Origin of the sequence: Aliiroseovarius sp. M344 (assembly GCF_025140835.1) — a bacterium.
GTDB lineage: Bacteria > Pseudomonadota > Alphaproteobacteria > Rhodobacterales > Rhodobacteraceae > Aliiroseovarius.
On record NZ_CP081154.1, the window covers coordinates 123,249 to 148,599 of the forward strand.

General features: G+C 54.9%; 10 protein-coding genes. 5 read left to right on the plus strand and 5 right to left on the minus strand.

Annotation, left to right across the window (positions count from 1 at the left end; translation table 11 throughout):
- Position 1 precedes the first annotated feature (1 nt).
- The 3 genes from nosZ to K3556_RS16245 are packed head-to-tail and all read right to left on the minus strand — an operon-like array spanning position 2 to position 4,499.
- A complete protein-coding gene (nosZ, locus tag K3556_RS16235) occupies positions 2-1,909 on the minus strand; it encodes a TAT-dependent nitrous-oxide reductase (RefSeq protein WP_260519312.1) in 1,908 nt (635 codons plus the stop codon).
- A 23-nt stretch (positions 1,910-1,932) separates the two neighbouring features.
- The gene (locus K3556_RS16240) at positions 1,933-4,050 is read right to left on the minus strand and encodes a NosR/NirI family protein (protein ID WP_260519425.1); all 2,118 of its coding nucleotides are present in this window, start codon (positions 4,048-4,050) and stop codon (positions 1,933-1,935) included.
- Positions 4,051-4,109: 59 nt separating this feature from the next.
- Complete coding sequence (locus tag K3556_RS16245; protein ID WP_260519313.1) at positions 4,110-4,499, minus strand: DUF2946 family protein; 390 nt, start codon at positions 4,497-4,499, stop codon at positions 4,110-4,112.
- 756 nt (positions 4,500-5,255) lie between these two features.
- On the opposite strand from K3556_RS16245, the gene K3556_RS16250 reads away from it, so the two are divergent.
- Together K3556_RS16250 and K3556_RS16255 are read left to right on the plus strand one after the other, a co-directional pair.
- On the plus strand, positions 5,256-9,707 hold the full coding sequence (locus K3556_RS16250) for a MupA/Atu3671 family FMN-dependent luciferase-like monooxygenase (RefSeq protein WP_260519314.1): 4,452 nt from the start codon (positions 5,256-5,258) through the stop codon (positions 9,705-9,707).
- A 39-nt stretch (positions 9,708-9,746) separates the two neighbouring features.
- The gene (locus K3556_RS16255) at positions 9,747-18,995 is read left to right on the plus strand and encodes a non-ribosomal peptide synthetase/type I polyketide synthase (RefSeq protein WP_260519315.1); all 9,249 of its coding nucleotides are present in this window, start codon (positions 9,747-9,749) and stop codon (positions 18,993-18,995) included.
- Between the two features lie 54 nt (positions 18,996-19,049).
- Here the strand turns inward: K3556_RS16255 and K3556_RS16260 are convergent, their stop codons facing one another.
- The gene (locus K3556_RS16260) at positions 19,050-19,868 is read right to left on the minus strand and encodes an alpha/beta hydrolase (protein ID WP_260519316.1); all 819 of its coding nucleotides are present in this window, start codon (positions 19,866-19,868) and stop codon (positions 19,050-19,052) included.
- 198 nt (positions 19,869-20,066) lie between these two features.
- Entirely contained in the window at positions 20,067-20,369 is a 303-nt protein-coding gene (locus K3556_RS16265) for a hypothetical protein (protein WP_260519317.1), read from the minus strand.
- On the opposite strand from K3556_RS16265, the gene K3556_RS16270 reads away from it, so the two are divergent.
- The 3 genes from K3556_RS16270 to xrtD all read left to right on the plus strand — a co-directional run bounded on the left by K3556_RS16270 (position 20,370) and on the right by xrtD (position 25,263).
- Positions 20,370-20,804 (plus strand): VPLPA-CTERM sorting domain-containing protein, encoded by a 435-nt coding sequence (locus tag K3556_RS16270; protein WP_260519318.1) that lies wholly within the window; start codon positions 20,370-20,372, stop codon positions 20,802-20,804. It abuts the gene before it with no gap.
- Positions 20,805-20,991: 187 nt separating this feature from the next.
- Positions 20,992-23,439 carry a tetratricopeptide repeat protein gene (locus K3556_RS16275; protein WP_260519319.1) on the plus strand — a complete coding sequence of 816 codons (2,448 nt, stop codon included), beginning with the start codon at positions 20,992-20,994 and terminating at the stop codon, positions 23,437-23,439.
- A gap of 222 nt (positions 23,440-23,661) precedes the next feature.
- Positions 23,662-25,263, plus strand: coding sequence for a VPLPA-CTERM-specific exosortase XrtD (gene xrtD / locus K3556_RS16280; RefSeq protein ID WP_260519320.1), 1,602 nt, complete (start codon positions 23,662-23,664; stop codon positions 25,261-25,263).
- Positions 25,264-25,351: the final 88 nt, after the last annotated feature.

Genomic DNA, 25,351 nt, shown 5'->3' on the forward strand with positions numbered 1-25,351 from the left:
TTTACGCTTTCGGTTTCACGAACATCCGACCGCGCATCTCCATGTGAAGTGCGTGGCAGAACCACTGGCAGTAATACCAGTAAACGCCCGGTTTCGCGGCTGTGAACGTGACCGAGGCTGTCGCCTGCGGCCCGATCTCGATCGCGACGCCATGGTTGTTCATGGTGAAGCCGTGGGTCAGGTCATCAATGTCATCCAAGTTGGTGATGATCACTGTCACCTCGTCGCCCTCGGTCACCTCGAACGTCTCAAGCGAGAAGGTCGGCGCTTGGCTCGACATGTAAACACGGACTTTGTTTCCATCACGAATGACAGTGTCCATATAGTCGTCGATATCAACCCCATCAGCTTCCGCCTGTGCGCGGGTCGCGGCCCACATCGGATCGTTACGATCCCAGACGTCTTTCGGGTTCACGATGTCACGACGCACGATGATCGAGTCATGCGGTTCGGCGAAGGTCGGACCGTCGTGAACCACTTTCATATCATCTGTCGAGATATCGATGACCTGCTCGTTCTCAGGTTTCAGCGGACCCACATTCAGGAACCGGTCTTTCGAGAACTTGTTCATCGAAATCAACCACTTGCCGTCTGCTTCCTTGGTTTCACCCATCGAAGTCGAGTTGTGACCGGGCTGATAATGCACGTCCACCTTCGAGATGATCGGATCGACATCAGCGCCGTTATGGGCTTCGATTGCCTTCTCGATGTTCCATTTCACCACCTGGCTGTCCAGGAACAGCGTGGTGAAGGCGTTACCCTGACCGTCATAGGCAGTGTGTAGCGGGCCAAGACCAAGCTCAGGCTCGGCAACAACACAAGACCGCGGATCGGCATCGCTTTCAAACAACGCGTCCATTTTGGTCACGTCCAGAATCGAACAGGTCGGCGACAGCTTGCCGTTGATCACGACGTGCTTCATGTCGGGCGCGGTGTTGACGCCGTGCGGGCTGTTCGGGATCGGAACATAGCGCGTGTATTTCTTGTTCTGACCCTTACGGCCGTCGATCACTTTGACGCCGTTCATTTCGGTGAAATCACCTGCGGCGATGCCGGCTTCGATTTCGGCAAGGTTGAAGATGACAACGTGATCCAGTTCGTTCTCGGTCATCTCGGCCAGGTTCATACCCATTTCCGAGTTGTACGAGGTCGAGTAGGCATATTTGCCCTGATAGTCACAATCGGTGTTATCAAGGTTGCCCGAGACCATGACCTGCCACGAGATTTCCATCGTGTCACCGTCAAGTGCTGTGAAGAAGTTCACATACTTATCGGGCTCGTCCAGGATCGATCCGTCATTGACGATCGGTGTTTCGTCTTCACCGTTGGCAAATACGTAACCGGTGCGCGGGAATTTCTGCGGACGCAGGCCGTGGATGGCTTTTGCGTTCGGAATTTCCACGATCTTGTCAGGCTTCATCACGTCGCAGCGCACGCGTGCCACACGGGTGTTGGCCTTGTCGTTCATGAACAAGTAACGACCGTCATAGGTGCCATCGGTGAACGACATGTGCGGGTGGTGAAGGTCGCCATTGTCATGCACGCGCTTGCCATTGGCGGCCAGGAACGCTTTGGTTTCGGGCAACATGCCGTCTTCAAAGATTTTGATGCTTTCGTTGGTCTGGCCCCAGCCTGTGGCCGAGCAGCGGTTGAACACGGGAACCCGCATCAGCTCGCGCATCGACGGGAAACCGAGGATACGCAGCTCGCCGGCCTGACCTGACGACCAGAAACCGTAATATTCGTCCAGCTCGCCGGGTGCAAGCTCGGTTGAACCCGCAGCACGTGCCGGGGTCGCCGTCATCATCGAACCACCGATACCGCCGGTGCCGGCGACGACCGCAGTGGTAGCGGCAGCCCCCAACATGCCCCGACGGGTCATGGATAGGTTTTTCGTTTCTTCGGTCATTGGTTTTACCTCCTTCAAGGAATTTATGACGTCTTGGCGTTAGGGTGATTAGCCGGTGGGTTTTTTGGCGGGATATTCAGGTCCGCCACGCCGGTTTTTGCGCGCCGCTTGATCTTGCGGATCACAACCGGACATTTGTCGGCCGACTGATACAGAACCTGACAATGCAGGCAGTCGACACACTCGTTGGGATTGATCTCGCCTGTTGGATGAATGGCCTGAACGGGGCATTCATTGGCACAGGTCTGACAGGGATTGCCGCATTCGTGATAGCGTTTCAGCCAATCAAACATGCGGATACGGGCCGGAATTGCCAATGCGCCGCCCAGCGGGCACACATAACGGCAATAGAACCGTTCAACGAACAGGTTTGCGACGATAATCGCGACCGCAAAGACCACGAAGGGCCAGTCGCGCACGAATTTCAGGATGATCGCGGTCTTGAACGGCTCAACCTCGGCATAGGTTTCAGCCATCGAAAGCGACACCATGCTCAGCCCAAACAGGCCGAAGAAGATCATGTATTTCAGCGGCCACAGGCGTTCATGCAGCCCCCAAGGCAGGGTCCATTGCGGCACCTTGAACGCCCGCGCGATGCGGTTCGTCAGCTCTTGCAGCGCACCGAACGGGCACAGCCAGCCACAATAGGCCCCACGGCCCCAGAACACCAAAGCGGCCGCGACAGCGAACCACTGGATGAACACCAGCGGGTCCATAAGGAACGCGTCCCAGGTGAAACCACTGCGCAAACTGTTGATCAACGCCAACAGGTTCACCACCGACAGCTGCGCATTGGCATACCAGCCAAGGAAGAACAGCGTGAAGGTCAGGAACCCCATGCGGAACCAGAAGAAGACGCGTGCGTTAGCGGTGGCCTGAAACTGGAAGAAAAACACGCCAGTCAGCACCAAAAGCATCGCGCCCAGAATGCCGATCTCGACCGACTTGTCTTTCCAGATGCGCTTCCACAACTGCGACTTGGCGGCAGCCTCGTCATCGGCATCGTTCAGCACGGGCGCGACGGCAGGCAGGGGCAGCAAATAGCTTTGCGGCAGTTTGTAATCCAGATCAAAGGTCAGGAAGGTCTTGTCAATTGCCCCGACCGCGCGTTGCACCAACAATTGCAGACGGAAAGGTTCGGCGGGGTTGAAGTCGGCCTCGGCCGGGATCTTGAACAGGTCCATCTCGGTAAAGCTGGGGTTGTCGGGGGTCGCCAGAGACCCAACCCGAAGGTGTTGCTTGTCAAAGAAGCGCGCCGACTTGTCGCCTTGGATCATGTGGATACGGTCAAAGATGCCGCCCCTGACATAACCCGACCCTTTGAAGCTGTAGGCCCCACGCCCCATCACAAGGATCGCGTGTTCGCCTTCCTCCAGCCAAGCGGTCAGGTTTTTATACTCCGCCTCACCCAACAGCGATTTACCGATCGACGGCACCGACACCAGCGCCACATGCATGTCGATAAACGTGTCATCAGGGGCACCCTTTTCCGGGCGTTTGATGGCGCGCGCATCGCCGGTTTCCTCAAACGCGGCGTTGATCTGACCCACATCCAGCGTCATACGACGCACCGATCCGTCACCTGCCAAGGTCGTCCAGTCCGAAATGGTCTCTTGCGTCATGTCGACTTCGCGTTTCGGCCCTTCGGCCTGTGCCGGGGACAGATCGCCTAGGCCCAGACCGCGCGCGACCTTGATGCCTGCGCGCACAAGGCTGTCGTCAATCACCATGATCGTCACGGTCGCGCCTGAAATGATGTCCAGATCATGCGCGGTGCCGCCCGCCTCCACCTCGGCTTTCAAATCCAGCCCGGTATAGCCTTCGGTCACCTTCACCATCTTGGATTCGGGAATACCGATCAGCACGATCGGTTCCGAGTGCTTGACCAGCTTCACGCCAGTCAACACCGCATCGGCGTCAATCGCCGCAACAACATGGATGGGTTTGCCCGAATACCCGGTCGTGCCGACGAAATCCGAGGTCAGAAAGGCATAGGCGATGGTCTCGCCGCCCTTCAGGACGGGGGCTACCGGCACATCCTCGCGGATCGGGCCGAACGCGTCGGCACCTTCGACCAATTCAGAGGGCGTTATGTCGGGAAGGAAATTTGCGAGGCTTTCGGCGTTTGCCTCGCCCGCCATGACCCCGGCAAGGATCACGACAATGGCACTGAGCCAGTGAGAAATCGCGCGCTTTACGTTCACAGCGCACCTCCGTTTTCTTGGAATGTCGCTATAAACGCGCAGGTGGCGCGGTCAGTTTTGTTCTTTTTCGCGGCTGGAGGACCCCGGGTTTCCGGCCATGCCCGCCAAAAGGCCGGGCCATCGGTCTGGGACTGCTGCTGCGTGACCGAAGCCACGGCGAACACGGGTGCAAAACTTGTGTGGCTCTCGCCGACAAGCCCGGTCAGCGAGACCGCGCACATCGCACAATTCGCACAATCGGGACATCTGTCATGATCACCTGTCGGCGCCTCGGACAGGTCTACCTGCACGTATTCCGTTCCAAAATCAGAACAAATCTCGATCCAGGTACCGTTGGAGGCGTAACCGATGGAAGAGGTGATGAGTTGCAAAACCAGCGCAAGCATCGAGACCACCAAAGCACCACTGTTGGTGGCACGACAAACGGGCCCCACAACGATCTTTGACATCTGCCCCACGCAGCGCATTTCCGAATCCTCTTCGCGTTTCAGCCAGAACTGTGTGGGATGGCAGGTTCAGCTTCCTTGATCTAAGTCATGAACCGCGAACTCGTGGTGGTGATACACAGCTTCCTGCAAACAGAAGTGCAATGTTGCAGAAATAGCTGCGTAGCCTTTGCTTCACGACATCATGAGGTTTGACAGGAATCGCCCGTATCCCAAGGTCCTACCCATTGCATCTAATGCCTTCATGGCTGGCTAAAAATGCACCACGGCCTTTCTCGAATTTGCAATCCAGAAAAAACTGGACATAGCACGGCAAGCCCCCCAACATGATTCTTGGTATCAGAAGAAAAACAAGTTGCTGACAAAGCTCGCGCACTGATACCCATGTGTGGCATCGGCCAAAAGTGCTGGGAAAGGAAGGGAATAGGGGGAAATCTTGAGTTTGCTGACGGCAGAATGGAACGGGAGGCATTTTCCTGACCGATCATTCTTTTTGTTGTTTCGCTCACAATCAGCATCGCCGTTCAGAATAATTCTATGAACACGACTTGGCTGGATGGATTGGTGTATTTCGCGCCATCCGACCACACACTCAAATTGATTTGTTCAAATTTTAGAGACATACGGCCTGCGGATTTGCGGCCAAACAGCAATCGACTTTGATTTGCTTTTGTCAACGGAGACAAGGATTTAAACATGAACGGTGTTTTTTGCGGTAATGGGACATTGCTTATCCAGTGCGCCGAAGCCTTTCTTGAAAAAGGTGGCCAGTGTGCCGGTATTATTTCTTCCGACACCCAGATTGCAGAATGGGCTAGATCCAAAGAAATTCCCGTTTTGGGCACTCCTGAAGACCCTAAATTAGGTGGCATATCCGTTGATTGGCTTTTCAGTGTCGCCAATCTCAGCGTGTTGCCCGAAGAATTGGTCGCACAAGCCAAGACCGGCGCGATTAACTTCCACGACGGCCCGTTGCCAGACCTTGCCGGGCGCAACGTGCCGGTCTGGGCCATTCTGTCCGGTGCAGAACAGCACGCGGTCACTTGGCACGAAATGACCATGCAGGTCGATGCGGGGGGTATTTACCGCACCAAGTCATTCCCCATTTCAGGCACAGAAACCGCGTTCAGCCTGAACGCCAAATGCTACGAGGTCGGGCTGGAAACATTCCGCGATCTGTTGGAAGATTTGTTTGCGGGCACACTGAATGCGACCCCTCAAAGCGGAAAGATGCTTTGGCACTCCAGTATCAAGCGTCCCGCCAATCTGGGGCTGTTGCGGTTTGATCAACCCGCCAAGTCATTGTCGGCAATCGTTCGCGGACTTGATTTTGGCAATTATGCCAATCCCTTGGGAACCGCAAAGCTGTTGACCGGGCACACTCTGCTTGTTGTCGGAAACTTAAAGATCAGCGATGACCACGGGGGAACACCGGGCGAAGTCATTTCTGTTGAGGACGACAGCATAGTCATTGCAGCAGCAGACGCGCATGTCGTTCTTTCTGATCTGAGCACTTTGACCGGCGATCCGGTGGACTTCGCGGCGTTGTCTCTTCAGGCAGGTGAAATTCTCCAAACCTCGACTGAGTTGGAGGCTGAACTTCTAAAGGCCGTGGGCCACAATGAAGCGCAATGGGAAGAAATCTGCTCGAAAGCCTTTCCTGCGGTCCCCCCATACCCGTTAGCTGCGGAAACACAGGAAGGTGTCGTTAGGGCCCCACTAGACTTACCCGCCTGTTCAACAACGCACCTCAGTGCAGCATATCTGGCATGGATTTGTGCGTTATCCGGCAAATCCAGCGCCACATTTGCGCTGCGCGAACCGTCGCTTCATCCCGCGTTGTCTGACCGGCGCTTGGTCAGCATTGACCTGACGCCAGATGACACCGGATTAACCACAACCGCCAAATTCGATGCTGCTTTGGAAGATGCGCGGGCCTTGGCGCCCATGGCTGCTGACCTTCCGCGGCGCCTAACCGATCCGAAACAGCGGGAAGCATCTCAGCTTGCCCTGTCTGTAATTTTCGCATCCGAAGGCGCGGACGAAGAAGTTTTAACCGGTGGCACGTTCGCCCTGATCGCGGATAATCCTCGGTTCGTGGCGCGTGGCGTTGACGCAGATATCTTGACCGTAATGGCCGGACATTTCAGCTTCTTTTTACGGAACTTTTTGGAAAACTCGTCGGCGCCGCTGACTGGTCTCGCCCTGACTGATCAGGACGAATTGCGCGACTCTGGAACCGGGGTCGATTTTGACCTCACCATACATGACGCTTTTGACCAGCAGGCGGAAAAGACGCCTGATGCGATTGCACTCGATGTAGGGGGCGTAACGCTCACGTATCAGGAATTGAAAGAACATGCGGATATTTTTGCCAGCGAGTTGATGCATCGAGGTGCTGAGTCCGGAAAAGTTGTCGGTCTCTGTATTGAACGATCTGTCGATCTGGTTGTTGCTTTGCTTGCGATCCTCAAATCCGGGGCAGCTTACCTGCCACTGGACCCCGATTATCCAGCTGAACGCCTGTCTTTCATGATCGAGAATTCTGGCGCTTGTCTGGTGGTTGCCAGCACCAAAACGCAATCCCTTCTGGATGTTAAACCAAGCCAAATTGTCCTTCCCACCGCAGGCGCCGAAGCGGCACCGATGCCCAAAGTGTCGTCGGATGAACTTGCTTACCTGATCTACACGTCCGGTTCGACCGGCACTCCGAAAGGGGTTATGGTCCCGCACAGAGCGGTCCAGAACTTCTTTGCAGGGATGGATCAGAAGATCCCTTATGGTACGAGCTCTCGCTTTCTCGCCGTGACTTCGATCTCGTTCGACATCTCGGTTCTCGAACTTTTTTGGACCTTGACCCGCGGGCTGACGCTTGTGCTTCAGACCGATGGTCCGGCTAGTGCTGATCTGCCAGGGTTTTCGCTGTTTTACTTTGCATCCGAAGTGGCTGGAACTGGGCATCATGCCTATCGCCTGTTGCTGGAAGGCGCGAAATTCGCAGACGAAAATGGCTTTGAAGCGATCTGGACACCCGAACGCCATTTTCATGCCTTTGGCGGATTGTACCCAAATCCCGCAATTAGTGCGGCCATGTTGGCCGGTATTACAAAGAACGTGAAGCTTCGGGCGGGATCGTCGGTTTTGCCGTTGCATCACCCCATTCGTGTGGCCGAAGATTGGGCGCTGGTTGACAACCTGTCAAACGGGCGCGCCGGCATCGCATTGGCGTCTGGCTGGCAACCAAACGACTTCGTCGTCCGGCCAGATGCTTTCGCGGACCGCAAGAACATCATGCTTGAAAACGTTGATACATTGCGATCGCTGTGGCGCGGTGAAAAACAGACGTTTGCCGGGCATGATGGCAAACCGGTAGACGTCGAGATCCACCCAAAACCGATGCAGGCTGATTTGCCGCTGTGGCTCACTGCGGCTGGCAATCCGGAAACCTTTGCTGCGGCAGCCCAAAAAGGCTGCGGGGTGTTGACTCACCTTCTGGGGCAAACGGTTGAGGAGGTATCTGAAAAGATCAAAGCCTACCGTGTAGCGTGGCGTGAGGCTGGCCACCCCGGGAATGGTACTGTCACCCTGATGCTTCATACATTCGTGGGTGACGACGAAGAAACCGTGCGCGAAACCGTGCGCGGTCCGATGAAAAGCTACCTTAAAAGCGCCGTAGATCTTGTGAAACGCGCTGCATGGACTTTCCCGACAATTGTTGAGCGCGCCAACACCGCAGGCATGTCACCGGTTGAAATGTTCGAACAAGAAGAGCTTTCACCGGAAGATCTGGATCAGCTGCTCGATCATGCATTCGAGCGGTACTACATGACGTCAGGTTTGTTCGGCACAACCGAAAGCGCAAAAGACATCGTGCGTCAGGTGACGGCCATTGGCGTCGATGAGATCGGCTGTTTGATTGATTTCGGCGTTGATACAGATATCGCGCTTGAAAACCTGCCCAATATCAAAGCGCTCATGGACGCGCTGGAAGCCGAAGGCGGCGTTGGCAGAAAAGCCTCCGTTGCGGAAGAAATCGTGGAAAAAGATATCACGCATCTGCAATGTACGCCCTCAATGGCATCAATGCTGGCTGCGGACGAGCCGGGACAGCGTGCGCTTTCGCATCTTGATGTGCTGATGGTCGGCGGAGAGGCCCTGCCTCTGGATCTGGCACGCGATTTACGATCTGCGACCGACGCAAGGTTTTTCAACATGTATGGCCCGACAGAGACAACGATTTGGTCCTCCTGTGCAGAGCTCAGCGAGATAGAGCATATTGTTCCCTTGGGCGAACCAATCGCCAACACTCGTTTGGACATACGTTCAACGCAGGGCCACAGTTTGCCCGAATTCGTTGCTGGCGAATTGTGGATTGGCGGGCAAGGTGTCACGAACGGATACTGGCAGCAGCCAGACCTGACCGCCGACAGGTTTGTCAAAACAGATGACGGCGTCTTCTATAAGACAGGCGATTTGGTTCGTCGCAGACCGGGCGGTGTCCTTGAATTTCTGGGTCGTATCGATAACCAGATCAAAATTCGCGGTCACAGGATAGAACTGGGCGAGATCGAATCCCAACTTCGTGCAGACCCGTCCATCGCTGAAGCCGTTGCCAAGGCGGTCGAGTTTTCGGCGGGCGACACTCGCCTTGTCGCCTACGTTACATCGTCCGGCACGCCACCATCAACCGAGCACCTCAAGCAGGCTTTGTCCTCCGTTTTGCCCGATTTCATGGTCCCGTCACAGTTTGTTGTCCTAGACAAGATACCGCTGACACCCAACGGCAAAGTCGACCGCAATGCGCTGCCTCATCCGGTCAGATCCAGGACCGATCAACCCGCCGAAGCCCCTGATAATGAAACGGAAAACATCATCTATCAGGTGTGGCGCGATGCATTGGGGATCGACGATTTTTCGGTCAACAGCAACTTCTTCGATCTGGGGGGACACTCACTGCTTGTCGTTCAGGTGCAGCGTGCTCTGAAGGGCAAGTTGGATCGGGCGATCTCGATCACCGATGTGTTCCGATATCCAACCGTCCGCAAGCTCAGCGAATTTATGAGCGGTGAAACCAAAACCGATCAGACTGCTGCTAATCGTGGTGCTGCACGCGCCGCCGCCCGCCTTGCACGTATGGGCAGGCGCTGAGTTCATGATGCAAAACCGCCAAATATCGAGTATTCAGGCATGACGCAGGAAAGCAAACCGGATAACCGCATCGCCATTGTGGGGCGTGCAGGTCGATTTCCCGCGTCGAGAAATGTTGAGGAATTCTGGGATTTAATTTCCAGCGGGCGGGTCGGGACTACAAAGCTGAGCGATCAGGCCTTGCTTGCCGCGGGCGTTAGTCGGGCAGCATTGGCGGACCCAAACTATGTCAAGGCGGCCAATATCCTGCCTGAGATGGAAAGTTTTGATGCTGGCTTCTTTGGGTTTTCACCGCGCGAAGCGGCGATCCTTGACCCCCAACACAGGCATTTTCTTGAAACCTGCTGGGAAGTTCTGGAAGACGCGGGCCATGTCCCGGAAAGCTTCGATGGTCGCATCGGGATATATGCGGGCTCAGGCATGCAGGCCTATTTGCCATACAACCTGCTTTCTAATCCCGACCTCGTGGAAGAGATCGGCTTGTTTCTGTTGCGCCATACCGGGAATGACAAGGATTTCCTGACAACCCGTGCGTCGTACATTCTGAACTTAACCGGTCCATCGGTGGCGGTTCAGACCGCGTGCTCGACATCACTTGTCGCGGTCCACATGGCTGTCAATGCGCTGCTGTCTTACGAGTGTGACATGGCCCTTGCCGGCGGTGTCACGATCGAGTTGCCACACCGGGTTGGCTATAAATTCGCGAAAGGCGAAATCCTGTCACCAGATGGCTATTGCCGCGCATTTGACCAAGCCAGTGAAGGCACGGTTTTCGGTTCAGGGTCCGCGCTGGTGGCGCTGCGCCGGATGGAAGACGCATTGGCCGACGGTGATGACATCAAGGCCGTTATCCTTGGCTCGGCGATTAATAATGATGGGTCTTCGAAAGCAAATTATCTTGCGCCGTCTGTCGAAGGGCAGGCCGAGGCCGCAGGGGAAGCGGTAGCCATTGCACAGGTTGAACCGGAAACGATTTCATACATCGAAGCTCATGGCACAGGGACACCCATCGGTGACCCGATCGAGCTAGAGGCGCTCAACGACGTTTATGGCCCCGGCGACAAGTCATCGATTGATATCGGTTCTGTAAAATCCAACATTGGGCATCTGGACACCGCTGCGGGTGTCGCTGGCTTGATCAAGATCGTCGAAGCGATGCGCCACAGGTTCATCCCTGCAACTGCCAATTTCTCGACACCCAACAGCCGGTTCGATTTTTCGTCCAGCCCGTTTCAGGTTTCTGGTGAAGGCAAGCCGTGGAGGTCCGAAGGGCGTCCAAGACGGGCGGCAATCAACTCGCTTGGCGTTGGCGGGACTAACGCGCATGTAATCATAGAAGAGGCACCGGAACGGCCCGAAACACCGGCTGAAGACTGCTGGCGTGTATTTCCGTTTTCTGCCCGTGACGACGCGGCACTTGCGCGTGGAAACGAAAACTGGGCGTCCTTTCTTGAACAAAGCGATACCAGGATGGGTGATGTCGCTCATACATTGATAAATGGGCGACGTGCATTTCCAGCCAGAATGGCCATTGCTGCCAGAACCAAGGACGATCTTCTCGCAGCCCTGACTGGTGCTGCCCCTGCCCTGTTGCAAGCTGGTAAATCCGACAGCAACTCTGCCGCTTCCATTGTGTTCATGTATCCGGGCGGCGGCGCGCAATATCCCGGCGCGGGCGCCGAGATGCTGCAGCAGTCACCCGTTTTCAAGGCTGCCGTTGACGAGTGTTTTTCACTGCTGCCTGCAAGCGCGCCGGACGATCTGTACGAAGTGATGTTCTTGCGCACACTTGCCGATGACGATGCGCGCGACAAGCTCAGCACGAAATCCGCCTATGCGATCCCGGCCCTGACCATTCTTGGTTATGCATACACCAAGCAGTTGGAAAGCTGGGGTATTAAACCAGACAGCATCGTCGCGCACTCGGCCGGGGAATACGCAGGGGCCGTCGTATCCGGAGCCATGTCTCTGCGCGATGCGCTTCGGGTTGTGACGTTGCGGGGGCAGGTTATGGATGACGCGCCCAAAGGCGCGATGACCACCATCCCCGCCGATGAAGCCACTGTTCGAAAACTGGTCGGTGACAATCTGGACATTGCCGCCCTGAATGCGCCTGAAGTCAGTGTCATTTCAGGCCATATGGACGAGATCGCAGCGCTGGAAAAACAACTCTGCGAAACGGAACACGCTGCCCGCAGGATACCGCTGGACGTCGCTGCGCACAGCCGCTTGCTGGACGGGCAACTTGACCGGTTCCGCAAAGGGTTCGAAGGCATCAAATTCGGCACTCCGACACTTCCGATGGTATCTGCCTTGCGCGGCGGTTGGGGCATCGATGATGATTTCCTCTCGGCCGAATATTGGGTCAGACACTTACGCAACACGGTGCGGTTCGCAGACGCGATATCATGTGTATTGGAGAAACCGGACCAGATAATCATTGATATGGGTCCCTCGCAGTCATTGCTTCCGTTGGTCCAGATGATTCCGGGAGCAAATCCTCCGCGCGGACTGATCCCCTGCGCGCCAAAGCCTAAGGACGAGACCAGCGAAATTGGCGTGTCGGTCGCTGCCCTTGGCGGGCTATGGGCAAATGGTGTCGACTTAGATTGGCAACGGCTGCCCGGACAGACCGGGCGCAAAATCTCGTTGCCCACTTATCCGTTCGATAAAACCAAACACTGGATTGAACCCGGAATACAAACAGCGGCCAAACCCATCGAAGAGGAACTGCCCAGCCTGCACCGCCGCGAAGATATCGATACATGGTTGGAAACTACGGCTTGGGTCGAAGAAAAGCCCGCTGGTTCCGCGCCCGAGATTTCTGGTTCATGGGTGATTTTTGCCAACCAGAACCCGTTCGCAAACGACGTCCTGGCGACGCTCCAGAAATCATCCCGGGCGCAAGTGACCGTTGTTCGCGCGGGCGATGCCTATCGCCAATCCGGTAACGAATTTGAGATCCGCACAGACGTTGCAGAAGATTTCGAGAAACTTCTCGAGGCCTTGGGTGATGGAAGCAAAACGATGTTGCAGTTGTGGCCGTTAGAGACAACGGACACCGCAGCGCCCTTTGACCATGCCTATCTCTTGTTGCGTGCCATGCAGCTCAATGGCATCGGACCAAACTCAAAGCTGGCTTTTGTTGTGCCAGTCGCGCCAGATGCACAGAACCTGGTCTCGATCTCACCAGATATGCAGTCGCTGATTGGGCCGGTACGTGTGGCCCCTCGCGAAATTCCGGGGCTGGAAGCTGCACTGATCGGGATCGAAACCACATCCGCGCGCGCTCAGGACGTTATTGCGGAAGCAGCCAGCGCGGATGCGGCAGACGAACTTGCTTATCTGAATCAGAAACGTCTGATCCCTCAAAGATCGCCCTCGTCAATCGCAGCATCCAAAGATCTGCCCGGTCGGTTGAAGCGCGGCGGCGTTTATGTCGTAACCGGCGGTCTGGGCGGCATCGGGCGCGAACTGGCGCTTTGGTTGGCGAAAACAACTCATGCCAAGATCGCGATGATGTCCCGGTCGGCACAGGAAGATCATGCGCTGACCGAGGCAATCAGAAAACTTGGTGGCGATGTTGCTTATTTCGCTGTTGATGTGACTGACAGAGCCGCTTTGACAGACGCAATTGAACAGACCAAGGCCAAATTTGGCACCATCAATGGTGTGATACACGCGGCTGGTGCGATCGCCGACGCGCCCTTCTCGGTCAAATCATTGGACGAGGCGCATACCATCATGGCGCCGAAGATCATCGGCGCGCAACATCTTGCAGAGCTTTTGCCGGATGGCTCGATTGACCTTTTTGCGGTGTTCTCATCTTCATCCGTAGTCATCGGTCCCGCAGGTCAAAGCGATTACATCGCCGCCAATGCTTATCTTGAAGCACTGGCCGCCGAACGGTCTGATGGGCTTTCCATTGCATGGAGCATCTGGCGCGACATTGGCATGGCGGCTGAAACTTATGGTGTCGGCCCCAAATCGGACAGCCCATACGCACTTCTTGGATCGCGACAGCTGGATGAGAATGGCGCTGTGGTTTATTCTGGGCGTCTGGACCCCATGGATGACTGGGTTATCGCAGAACATATTGTCGGCGATACTCCGGTCCTGCCCGGCACCGCTTATCTTGAAATAGCAGCCGAGGCGGCGAAAGATCAGTTCGGTTCGGTGGAATTCGAAATTCAATCCTTGTCGCTTGCGGCGCCAATGGTCTTCACTGACAGTGCTGCACGAAATGTTGATGTGCACCTGACTCCGTCTGACGAGGGATTTGACCTGAGGATCACAAGTTCAGCGGGCACCGACAAGCCGCCCGTCGAACACGCCAATGCCCGGATCGAGCCACGTCAGAAAGGGTCGCCCACGCCGGGCTTGCCCGACTTTGTTGCCCCAGAAACACTCGCGCCACGAAGTGGCCAGACGCCACAAGAGGTGCTGATTGACTTCGGGCCGCGCTGGAACAACATCGGCGAAATCCGAATTGATCAGAAGTATGCAGAGGGTCAGTTTACCCTTCCAGACGCCTTTCTGTCTGATCTGGAAACTGGGATTCATCTTCACCCCGCGCTTGTCGATATGGCAATGACGGTGGGGCTGCATTTGATTGATGCAAGCGAGATGGAAGGCAACGTGTATGTTCCCATCTCGTTCGAACATGTGTCGGTCCTTGCGCCTGTGCCAGCCAAGATCATTTCACGCGCGGTGCGCCGTAACACGGCGAAGAAAAGCATCGCAGCCTTCGATGTGGAAATTCGTGATGGGTCCGGTGCTTTGGTTGTCGTGATCGAAAACCTCGTGCTTCGCGCTGTTGCCGGAGGCAACTTGCGACCCGGTCAAGAAGCCACAAGCCTGACTGAAAAAATGTTGGCGACAGGAATTCGCCGTCGCGACGCGGACGAAGTATTTACCCGTGTTTTCAACATTATGGGGAAGAACGTCACGGTAGCCCCGGTCCCCCTGGAACAAATTCGCCTTGCGATGGCAGAAGTTCCGAAATCCCAATCAGAGGACGAAGGCGCGGGTGCGGAAGTGGCCATCTCGGATCCGTTGGCGGCCGCCCTAGCCAGTGAATGGCAGCAGCTTCTGGGCGTAAATTCCATTGGGCCGGATGACGATTTCTTTGCGCTCGGCGGCCATTCGTTGAACGCTGTGCGATTGTTCAATCGTATCCGCAAGTCCTTCGGCGTCGATATGCCGCTTGCCCAGCTTTATGAATCCCCAACCGTATCCGCGCTGGCGGACGCGATGCGATCGCGCGGCTATGTTGATGAGACCGCGCCCGCCGAAACGCCGGATACGGCCAGCCCCGGAACGAACGAGACGCCACAGGCGCGCAGCAGCGAGCTGACTGAAGGACAGCGGGAAGTTTTCTCGGCCATCCTTAGCAACCCAAGTGCGAACCTAGCTTACAACCTGTCCTGCAGCCTTCATATCGACGGGGATATCAACGCCGATGCGATGACGCAGGCGCTTCAACGTGTCGGACAACGGCATGACAGCCTTAGGGCGACCTTCGACCCCCACAGCTTGCAAATGACGATTTCTCCCGATGTGGCATTCGCACTTGAAACCGCCGATCTGCAGGATGCGGCACCGGTACAGCAATCTGACGCGCGCGCATCAATACACCACGATGTGGCATCGACAGAATTTGATCTGGAACATGGTCCGATGCTGCGGGCGCGTCTTCTGACCTATGCCCCTGCGCGGCACGAATTGCTGATAGGGCTGCACCACATGATCTGCGATGGCTGGTCCATTGGTGTTATCATGCGGGACTTATCAGAAATCTATAATTCGATTGTCGAAGCCCGCGACGCCAAGCTTCCACCGATCGAAAGCATTGTGGATTTCGTCGCCGAGGAAAAGGACTGGTTGGTCACCGACAGGGCGACGGAGCATCGTGACTACTGGCTCGATCGCTTTTCGGGCGATGTCCCTGTTATGGATCTTCCTACGGATCGACCACGCCCCCCCGTCAGAACCAGTTCGGCTGAACGTATCGACACCGCCCTAAGCGCGTCCCTTGATAAGCGTCTGCGGGACATGGCGAAGGCAACCGGCTCGTCACTTGAAAATGTCGTCTTTGCCGCGTTCCAGTTGTTCCTTTCGCATCTGACCGGTTCGCGCGATATCGTTGTTGGGCTGCCGGCCGCCGGCCAGCTGTCCTTCGGGTCAGAGAATACGGTTGGGCATTGTGTGAACTTCCTGCCCATACGGTCTTCGGTGCAACCCGAAGAGAGCTTTGCTGACCTGATTGCACAGGTGAAGCGCAATCTTTTGTCGGCGCTTGATCATCAAAATTATACTTATGGGTCATTGATGCGCGACCTTGGCATTCCGCGCGACCCATCGCGTCTGGCGCTGGTGCCCATCATCGTCAATATCGACAACCTGTCCGAGATTGACGCCCTGCCCTACAGCGGGCTTTCGACCGAGTTCAAAGTGAATCCGACCGGTAACGAGTTGTTCGAGATCTTCTTCAATCTGCTGGATGCCCCCAGTGGAGCAAAGCTTTACTGGAGCTATAACACCGACCTTTTCAATGCGGACACGATCCAGCGATACCTGAACCAGTTCCTGTCGCTGCTTGAAGGTCTCACGGCTGATCCGAATGTCAAAATCGGCAAAACGAGTGCGTTATTGTCCGGTTCCATCCAGCCTAGCAGCGGAACCTTTGAGGATCCGGGCGCTCTTGGGCCTCAAACCATTACCGAGGTTTTTGCAGCCACCGTTGAAAAGCACGCAAACAGGATTGCTGTCCGTCAAGGCGACGCAACGATGGAGTACCAGACGTTGGACGCCCGATCCGATGCGCTGGCAAAATGGCTTGTCGATCTGGGCGTGCAGCGCGGGCAGCTGGTTGGGATATCATCCAGAAGATCGGTTGATCTGATTGTCGCGGTTATGGGCGTCCTGAAATCCGGTGCTGGCTACGTCCCATTTGATACCGCCCTGCCCGCTGACCGCCTACGTTTCATGGCGGAAGATACCGGCATCGGGGTGCTGATTGGCACGTGCGATCCTGTTGCAGACACCGGCGTGAAAACGATTTCTCTGACTGATCTGGACCTTGATGCAAAGGAGGCACCCAAGCCGGACCTGACAGGTGAAGACATCGCTTATGTGATGTTTACTTCCGGCACCACCGGTACACCCAAAGGGGTCGTATTGCCCCATCGCACAGTTATCAGAATGCTGTGTGATACCGATTGGCTGAAGATGGGTCCGGAAACAGTGACGCTTCATTCCTCGGCATTTGCTTTTGATACCTCGATCATCGATATATTCGCAGCGCTTTTGCACGGCGGCACCGTCGTCATTCCGCCAGATGGAACATTATCCATTTCCGATCTGGCGACCGCCGTGGCCAGCCATGATGTCAACACGCTTTGGCTGACATCCGGTCTTTTTCATGCCGTTGCAGACACCAATCCCCTGACTTTCGAAAAAGTAGATCAGGTGATCGTTGGCGGTGACGTCGTATCGCCCCCTCACGTGAAAAAGGTCATGGATGCGTGTCCTAATATAACCGTGATAAACGGATATGGCCCAACAGAAAGCAATGTCACCAACGCCCATCCCATTACCTACGAAGACACGGTCTCTGGCAAATCTCTTCCCATCGGACAAGCCATCCCCGGCACGCAGATCTTTATCGTCGACGAAGCGATGAACCCTGTGCCTGCTGGCATTCAGGGGGAACTGTGCATCGCGGGTCGCGGTCTGGCACTGGGATATTGGAACCGCCCGGACCTGACGGCCGAAAAGTTTGTTGCGGCGCCATGGGATCCCGACTTGCGGCTGTATCTCTCTGGTGATCTGGCTATGGACCCCGGCGATGGGTCTTTGCGCTTCTATGGCCGCAAGGACACGCAGGTCAAAGTCAGAGGGTTCCGCGTAGAACCGCTTGAGATTGAGAGCGTGCTTGAAGATCATCCTATGGTGAAACAGGTTGTCGTCGTCGCCGTGGTCCCTGAAGGGCAAACTGACAAGGTGCTTGCAGCCTTCATTGTGCCGGAAGACAAAACGCCGTCGCGCCGCATTCTGGCGGAACACGTCAAGACACGCATCCCGGAATATGCCCGCCCGAGTTTCTATGTTCCGGTATCCGAACTTCCCTTGAACCAGAACGGCAAAGTGGATCGCAAAGCCCTGCCACCCCTTTCGGACGCCATGGAGATGGGGGACTATCTGGAACCGCAGAATGCAACAGAACGCCGACTTGCTGAGATGTGGAGCGACGTTCTGAAACTGGACACCATAAGCGCCGAGGCAAACTTCTTTGATCTAGGGGGGCACTCTTTGCTCGCCGTGCGCTTGTTTGACAAGATCAGGGCAGAGTTCTCGCTCGACCTTCCGATCTCGACCCTGTTTCAAAATCCCAGCATCCGTGATCTGGCCGGAGTGATAGATGAGGGGCAAGCAGATTCAACCCTCGCCTTGACCGAGGATGCCAAAGACCTTGACTGGGACACCTCGACCGTGATCCACCCCGGTCCCGGCACCGGGAACAGGCCGCTCTTTATCGTAGGCGGGGTCGGAGGCAACCTTAACAACCTGGCGGATCTGGCCCGCAGTCTGGGCAAAACCTGCCCCGTTATCGGGTTTCAAACACGGGGCATCCTTGGTCACACCCCACGCAACAGCATCGAGGAAATGGCCGCCGACAACATAACCTATTTGAAGGCACACCAACCAAACGGTCCTTATGTCCTTTCCGGATATTCAGGCGGGGCATTCACAGCCTTTGAAATGGCGCGCCAATTGCAGGCACAGGGCGACGTCGTTGATGTTTTCTTTGTTCTGGACACATTTGCTCCAGGATTTGTGGCCGATTTCGGAACGAATGCCTCATTGCCGTTAAGAAAACGTGTTGAGCACGAAGTGGCATTGATGCGTGACAGCGGATTGTCAAATCTGAAAAAGCGGTCGCGCAGTTTCTTCAAGAACCTGGTCTATCGGGGTCCTGCATTAAAACTGCTACAGCATTATAATCCATCTTATCATCGCTACAGGATCATGAAGATGGCTTGGATCGACGCGGCACGCCATTACGAAGGCGGCCAATTCGACGGTGATGTCTTGTTGTTCAAAAGCAACCCGACCTCGGTGCGCGAACTCTTGGTACGGGAAAAATCTGACACCTATGGTTGGGAGAAATGGGTGCCGGAACGCCGCATTCAGACGCTTCATGTCGAAGGCGATCACCGATCAATGGTCACCGGTAAAAACGGGGCGGCTTTGGCCCAGTACATCGTGAAACGACTGATTAACTGAACGACCAATCTGCCCTTGCGCCATAATGGTTCGCCCAGAATAACACAGACGCCATCATTCCGCTGACGGTATCACATCTTCAATGAATTCAGACATTAGATCAATCAAGCCGTGTTTTGCTAAATCGGCATGCCCGCCATCAGGGAACACGACAATCCGTTTTGGATCCGGGGCGATCTCGGCCAACTGGACTGCCCACTCAAAAGGCAGAGATTTGTCTTTTGCACCATGTACAAACAGCTTTGGGGCCGTCACGCGGTCAATCAGGTCGACGGTATCGTAGCGCTCGGACCACATAAGGTAGCAAAAGGGAAAACCACGGTAGCGTTTGGTATAGTACCTGCACGCACGCGGCATTGAAGCCTCCAGTATAACCGCGCCGAACTCACGCTCAGATGCCAGCCGCGCGCCCACGGCCGAACCTAGGCTCAAACCATGTAATATACGTCGTTCAGATGGCACAACGCGCCCGATCAGGGTGTCCATTTGATCGTAAAGCGCCCGTGCGTCCATGGCGAACCCTCGCTCCGACGATCGGTTCTTGTCGCCACTTGCCCCCCGGTATTGCATGACCACAATACCATAGCCTTTGGCCATCAAGGGTTTGAACCGCTCCATCGAACCGCCGATCTTTGCCGCATTGCCGTAAAACGACAAAATGGTCGGCGCGCCTTCATCTGGTGAAGACACCCAAACCTGAATGCGCGCGCCGTCTTCTGAAATGAGTTCTTTCACGACAACTTCCGACAGGCCGTAAGCTGCAGGCGTTTCTTCGGTTTTCGGGAACTCGTAAATACCCCAGCGCTGGAAGGCCCAGATGGAAAAAACCAAGCCAGAAACCAGAAGTATTGCAAGCCAATGCCACCCGCTCATGTCATGTATCCTGTCGTCATTCAAATATCGTCCCAGTTGTTTGATCGCGAAACGCCGTGGCTGTGGCAACTGTAACAGACAGTTCGAATTGGCGCACAATCCATTGATAAAATAGTGCGAAACTACAGTCCATCCTGGCCATGCACACGCTTTTTCAGGATTAAAATCCCTTGGTCATTGTTTCGTCAAAGCCAACAATCACGCCAAACTGGTTGCAGTGTCTAAATTTCGGAAATTCCACCACAAATTTGCCCCCTTTCCGACAAATTCTGGCTGACAAGCACGCAATTTAATGCTAAAATCGCTTAGTAGTAATAAATTTTTTATGCGTATCAATTGATTAGTCTTTATTGGGAAGGGCGAGGATATGAAGAAATTACTGGCGACAACAGCCGTAGCAACAATGGTTGCAACTGCTGCGACAGCCGCAACCACCGTTGATTTGACCACAGGGGGTGATGTCACCGCGCTTGGCAGCTTGGGTTCGTTCTCATCTGGCACGTGTCGGGTTCAATCGACCCATGGCGCTACGGGTGGTCAACTGACTACCTGACACAGACTTCAGGCGGCCTTGGTGTAACCGGCTTCCTGGATACTTCGGCACAGCTGGATGGGTTAGTTGATGAGGCTATCACGTTTACATTCGACAAGTCAGTTCGCCTGATGTCCGTCACCTATTCGTATTTTGGGTGGGGCGACGACGCTGATGTTTATGTGAATGGCGCAATGGTTGCGAACGAGAGCACCGCGAACCCGTATCTGTTCGGGAACACTATCGCCAGCTCTTTCACTATTGGTGCTGATGGTTGGAATGACAACTTCCGCATCAAATCGTTCACGGTTGCAGCCGTTCCCGTTCCCGCAGCAGGGTTTTTGCTGCTGGGCGGCCTTGCCGGGCTTGGTCTGGTTGGTCGGAAGCGGAAAAAAGCTGCTTGATCAAAGCGCACATATAACAAAAAGGGCCGTTTCATCGGCCCTTTTTTTTCCAAAGCACCTGCCCTTTTCTCATCTGGCGTCGCTGCGTTCTGATTTTTTGTTAGAATCCACAGTATGGGTATATACTGGGGCGCAATTGCATTCTCAGATCCTATTCGACTCACATATCAAAAGCTAAACGCATCCCATGATCAACAAACTCTTTACCGGATTAACACTAGCCTTAGCATTGTTCGCCCTGACGGCCTGTCAGTCGTCGGAAGAACGTGCCGAAGAACACTTCAAAACTGCATTGCAGCACATCGAAAACGGCGATTACGCGCGGGCGAAAGTCGAGTTTCAGAACGTGTTCAAACTAAATGGTCAGCATCGTGAAGCCCGGGCCAGATTTGCACAGATGCAAATAGACGCCGGTGAAACCGCCAGCGCTTACAGCCAGTATCTTCGGCTGGTCGAACAGTTCCCGGATGATTTGGAAGGTCGCAAAGCCTTGGCTCAAATGTCATTGGACAACGCAAACTGGGATGAGTTGAAACGGCACGGAGAGTATTTGGCAAAATTGGCGCCGGACGACTTTACAGCACGCGCTTCTGTTGTCGCCCTTTCTTATCGTGACGCCGTGCTTGCACGGGACGAAGCCACGCGACAAAAGGCGTTCGACGCCACGATGGAGCTTTTGAAAGAAGACCCACAGCGTCAGGGCCTGCGGCGGTTGGTCATCGACGATTTCATCCGCTTGGGACGCTGGAACAAAGCTTTGGAACAAATTGACGCCGCAATTGCCCTTGATCCGAAGTCCATTTCCTTGCAGCAAACTCGCCTAGGCGTTCTTTATCAGGTTAATGATCCGGCCCGGATCGAAGCTCAGCTCATGAAGATGATTGCGGCTTTCCCCAAAGACAATCGCATCGTTGGTGCATTGGTACAGTGGTACATCTCCCGCGACGAACTGGACAAGGCCGAAACGCTGCTGCGCAACCGGGTGGACCCGAAGAGCAAGGATTCCGAGGCGGGGGCAACACTCGTCCAGTTTCTTTCTGAACATCGCGGGAACGAGGTTGCTCTGAACGAACTAAACACTCTGATCGGCAGCGGCGTACCGCAACAGGCGATGTTTAAGTCGCTTCGCGCCTCTGTCAAATTCGACCTCGGGCAAAGGGATCAGGCGATTGCAGAAATGCAGGCTTTGCTTGAACAAATGGAACCGTCTGCAGATACCGACTCGATCAAGGTTTCGTTGGCCCATATGCTGGAGGTCACGGGAAACTTTGTCGGGGCACGGGCATTAGTCGAAGAAGTCCTCGAACGCGATTCAACGCATACTGAAGCGCTGAAGAAACGCGCGCGCTGGCTGATTTCAGATGACAAATCTGGCGACGCTATTGTGACATTGCGCACAGCGTTGGCTGGTAGCCCCGATGATCCCGAAATCATGACACTGATGGCCAGCGCTCACGAGCGTGACGGAAACAGGGAATTGATGGCCGAAATGCTGGCGCTTGCGGTCGAGAATTCTGGCAGCGCTCCGGCGGAGAGCTTGCGCTATGCCGCGCTACTGGTGCAACAGGAAAAATACCGACCTGCTGAGGACATCCTGCTTGCCGCCCTACGGAAAGATCCGGAAAACATACCCATTCTGGTGTCGTTGGGTGATCTCTATCTGAAAATGCAGGATTGGGGACGCAATGAAGGTGTGGTGACCGAACTTCAGTCAATCGGCACCGAAAGAGCGACGTCATTTGCCAACGACATGACGGCCCGTCGCCTTGCATCTCAGGATCGTCAAGAAGAGTTGAACGCCTTTCTGGGTTCAATGTCCGACGAAAGCGAAGGTGTAGATAACGCCGACATTGCAATTATTCGGCTTCATCTTAAGCAAAACGCTATCGACAAGGCTCTTGACCATGTCGACGGCCTTCTGAACGACGCACCTGACGCGCCACTGCTCAGATTTGTCAAAGCTGCGATCCTCGCACAGGCCGAGCGAACCTTGGAAGCCGAAGAGCTGTATGTCGATCTGCTCGATGAGAATGACCAAAGCCCAGAGGTCTGGATCGCACTTTACCGCCTGCAAAACAGCAGCGGCGAACAGAACAAAGCCAAACAAACACTGATGAGCGCGCGCAGTAAATTGCCCGACGATTTACAGTTGCTGTGGTTAGACGCCGGCAGGTTAGAGAAAGAGGGCGATATCGACGGGGCATTATCGATCTATGAAACGCTCTATGCCGCAAATAGCAGCAACCAGATCATTGCGAATAACCTGGCCAGCCTGCTGGCAGACCACCGGTCAGATACAGAGAGTCTGGAGCGCGCCTATACTGTAGCCCGACGACTGCGTGGCACGAATGTTGCCCCATTCCAGGACACCTATGGCTGGATCGCCTATCGGCTTCAGAACTATGACGAAGCCGTCGAGTACCTTGAGCCCGCGGCTTCGGCGATGACTGACAATGCCGCCGTGCAGTTCCACCTTGCGATGGCTTATGCATCGGTGAACCGTTTGGACGACGCATTGGCGCAGTTTGAAAAGGTCAAAGCGATGCTTGACCCCAACAACCTTCCAGAGTTTGCCGGAACAATTGATACTGAAATCTCCCGACTGACAAAGCTGAAGGCTGAGCAGGCCCAGTAAACCTAGAACACACTGTCCATAACCTTGTATCTTGGCTTTCCGTGGACATTTCGTTTCTTGATCGCGAACAAATGTCTCACTTTCAGGTGAGATGCTTGGTTATTTCTCTGTTTTTGCAGTTTCCAATGGGCGATGCCCTGAAAATGCGAGATAAATAGGTTATTGTTACGCGGATTCCATTTGCGACCATTGTTTGCAAACTTCAATGAAGAGACAGATTGTATGTCCATAACGAGTGATAAGCCAGAAAAGCGACTGTCCGCCCTGCCCCAAATGAATGTGGTTGGGTTGTTCTGGTTCGCGATTCTGATCCTTGGATCACTTCCCGTTTTCTGGATCGGCTTCAAATCACTGGCCGACGCGTGGACCACACCGGAATACAGCCACGGACCACTGATTCCCATAATCTCGCTTTACCTGTTTCTGCGCGAACTGCGCAAAGCCCCACCGCCGAAACTCACGGTTACCGATCGCGGACCTGGAATTGCTGTGATCGTGATCGGGTTGGCCATCGCCATTCTTGGAAACTTAACCCGAATTCCCGACATCGTGACCTATGCGATGATCATCTGGCTTGGTGGGGTGGTTTTGGTTGTGTTCGGATGGGAACGCGGCAAACGGCACCAGTTGCCGGTCCTGCATTTGATCTTCATGCTGCCGCTGCCTCAGTTCCTGTACTGGAAACTGACCATCCTGCTCCAATACCTCTCGTCCGCTCTGGGTGTCTGGTTCGTCAGCTTGGCTGGGGTCTCTGTTTTTCTGGAAGGTAATATTATTGACCTTGGGGTTTATAAGCTTCAGGTCGCGGAAGCCTGCTCGGGCTTGCGATACCTGTTTCCGATCCTCAGTTTCTCGTACCTGTTTGCAATTCTTTATCGTGGCCCGGTCTGGCACAAAGCCGTGCTTCTTCTTTCCGCAGCGCCGCTGACGGTATTCATGAACTCTGTTCGCATTGGGATCATCGGCATTCTGGTTGACCGTTACGGTATCGAGCAAGCAGAAGGTTTCCTGCACTTTTTTGAAGGCTGGGTGATCTTTGTTATCTGCATTCTGATCCTGTTTATTCTGGCGGTCGCGCTACAACGCCTAAGCCGCGACCCTAAGCCGCTGAGTGAAGCGATCGACTTGGATACGCAGGGCTTCGGAGGCATTGCAGCCCGGATTTTCAACATTCAGGCGTCAAAAGCGCTCACTGCCGCCGCATTCATCACCGTTGCCACCTCGGCGATCTGGTTCAACTTGCAGGGCGGGGAAACCGTCAAAGTCGAACGCGCGCCGTTTTCACTTTTCCCAAAGCAGATTGAAGAATGGAAAGGGGCATCTTCTCGACTTGATGCCAAGGTCGAAAAGGTACTTGGGGCCACAGACTATCTTCAGACGACTTACGCGGCTGCCGGACAGCCCAGCTTCGTCAATCTGTTCATCGCTTATTACGACAAGCAAACCGAAGGGTCCGGCATACATTCACCCGAGGTTTGCCTGCCGGTGGGGGGTTGGGAAGTTTTCAGCCTGGAACCCTATAAGATTGACCCGAAAGTTCCGGAATATGGCACATTCGACGTCAATCGCGCCGTCATTCAAAAAGGACTAAGCAAACAGCTGGTTTATTACTGGTTTGAACAGCGCGGCAAGCGGCAGACCAATGATTTCGCCGCAAAGATCGGCGTTGTCATCGACAGCATCACCATCGGTCGGACGGATGGCGCTCTGGTTCGGTATGTCACTCCGATCCTGCCGGATGAGACGGATGCCGACGCCGACGCACGTCTGGTCAACTTCATTTCGATGAGCTTGCCGCGCCTGCCACGCTTTGTCCCGATGTAGGCTGCATTCGAAATTTCCCAATAGGTTATCTTTTGGATGGCCGAGTCGAAACAAAACAGGGAAAGTGCGATGAACTTTGATTAGCCGC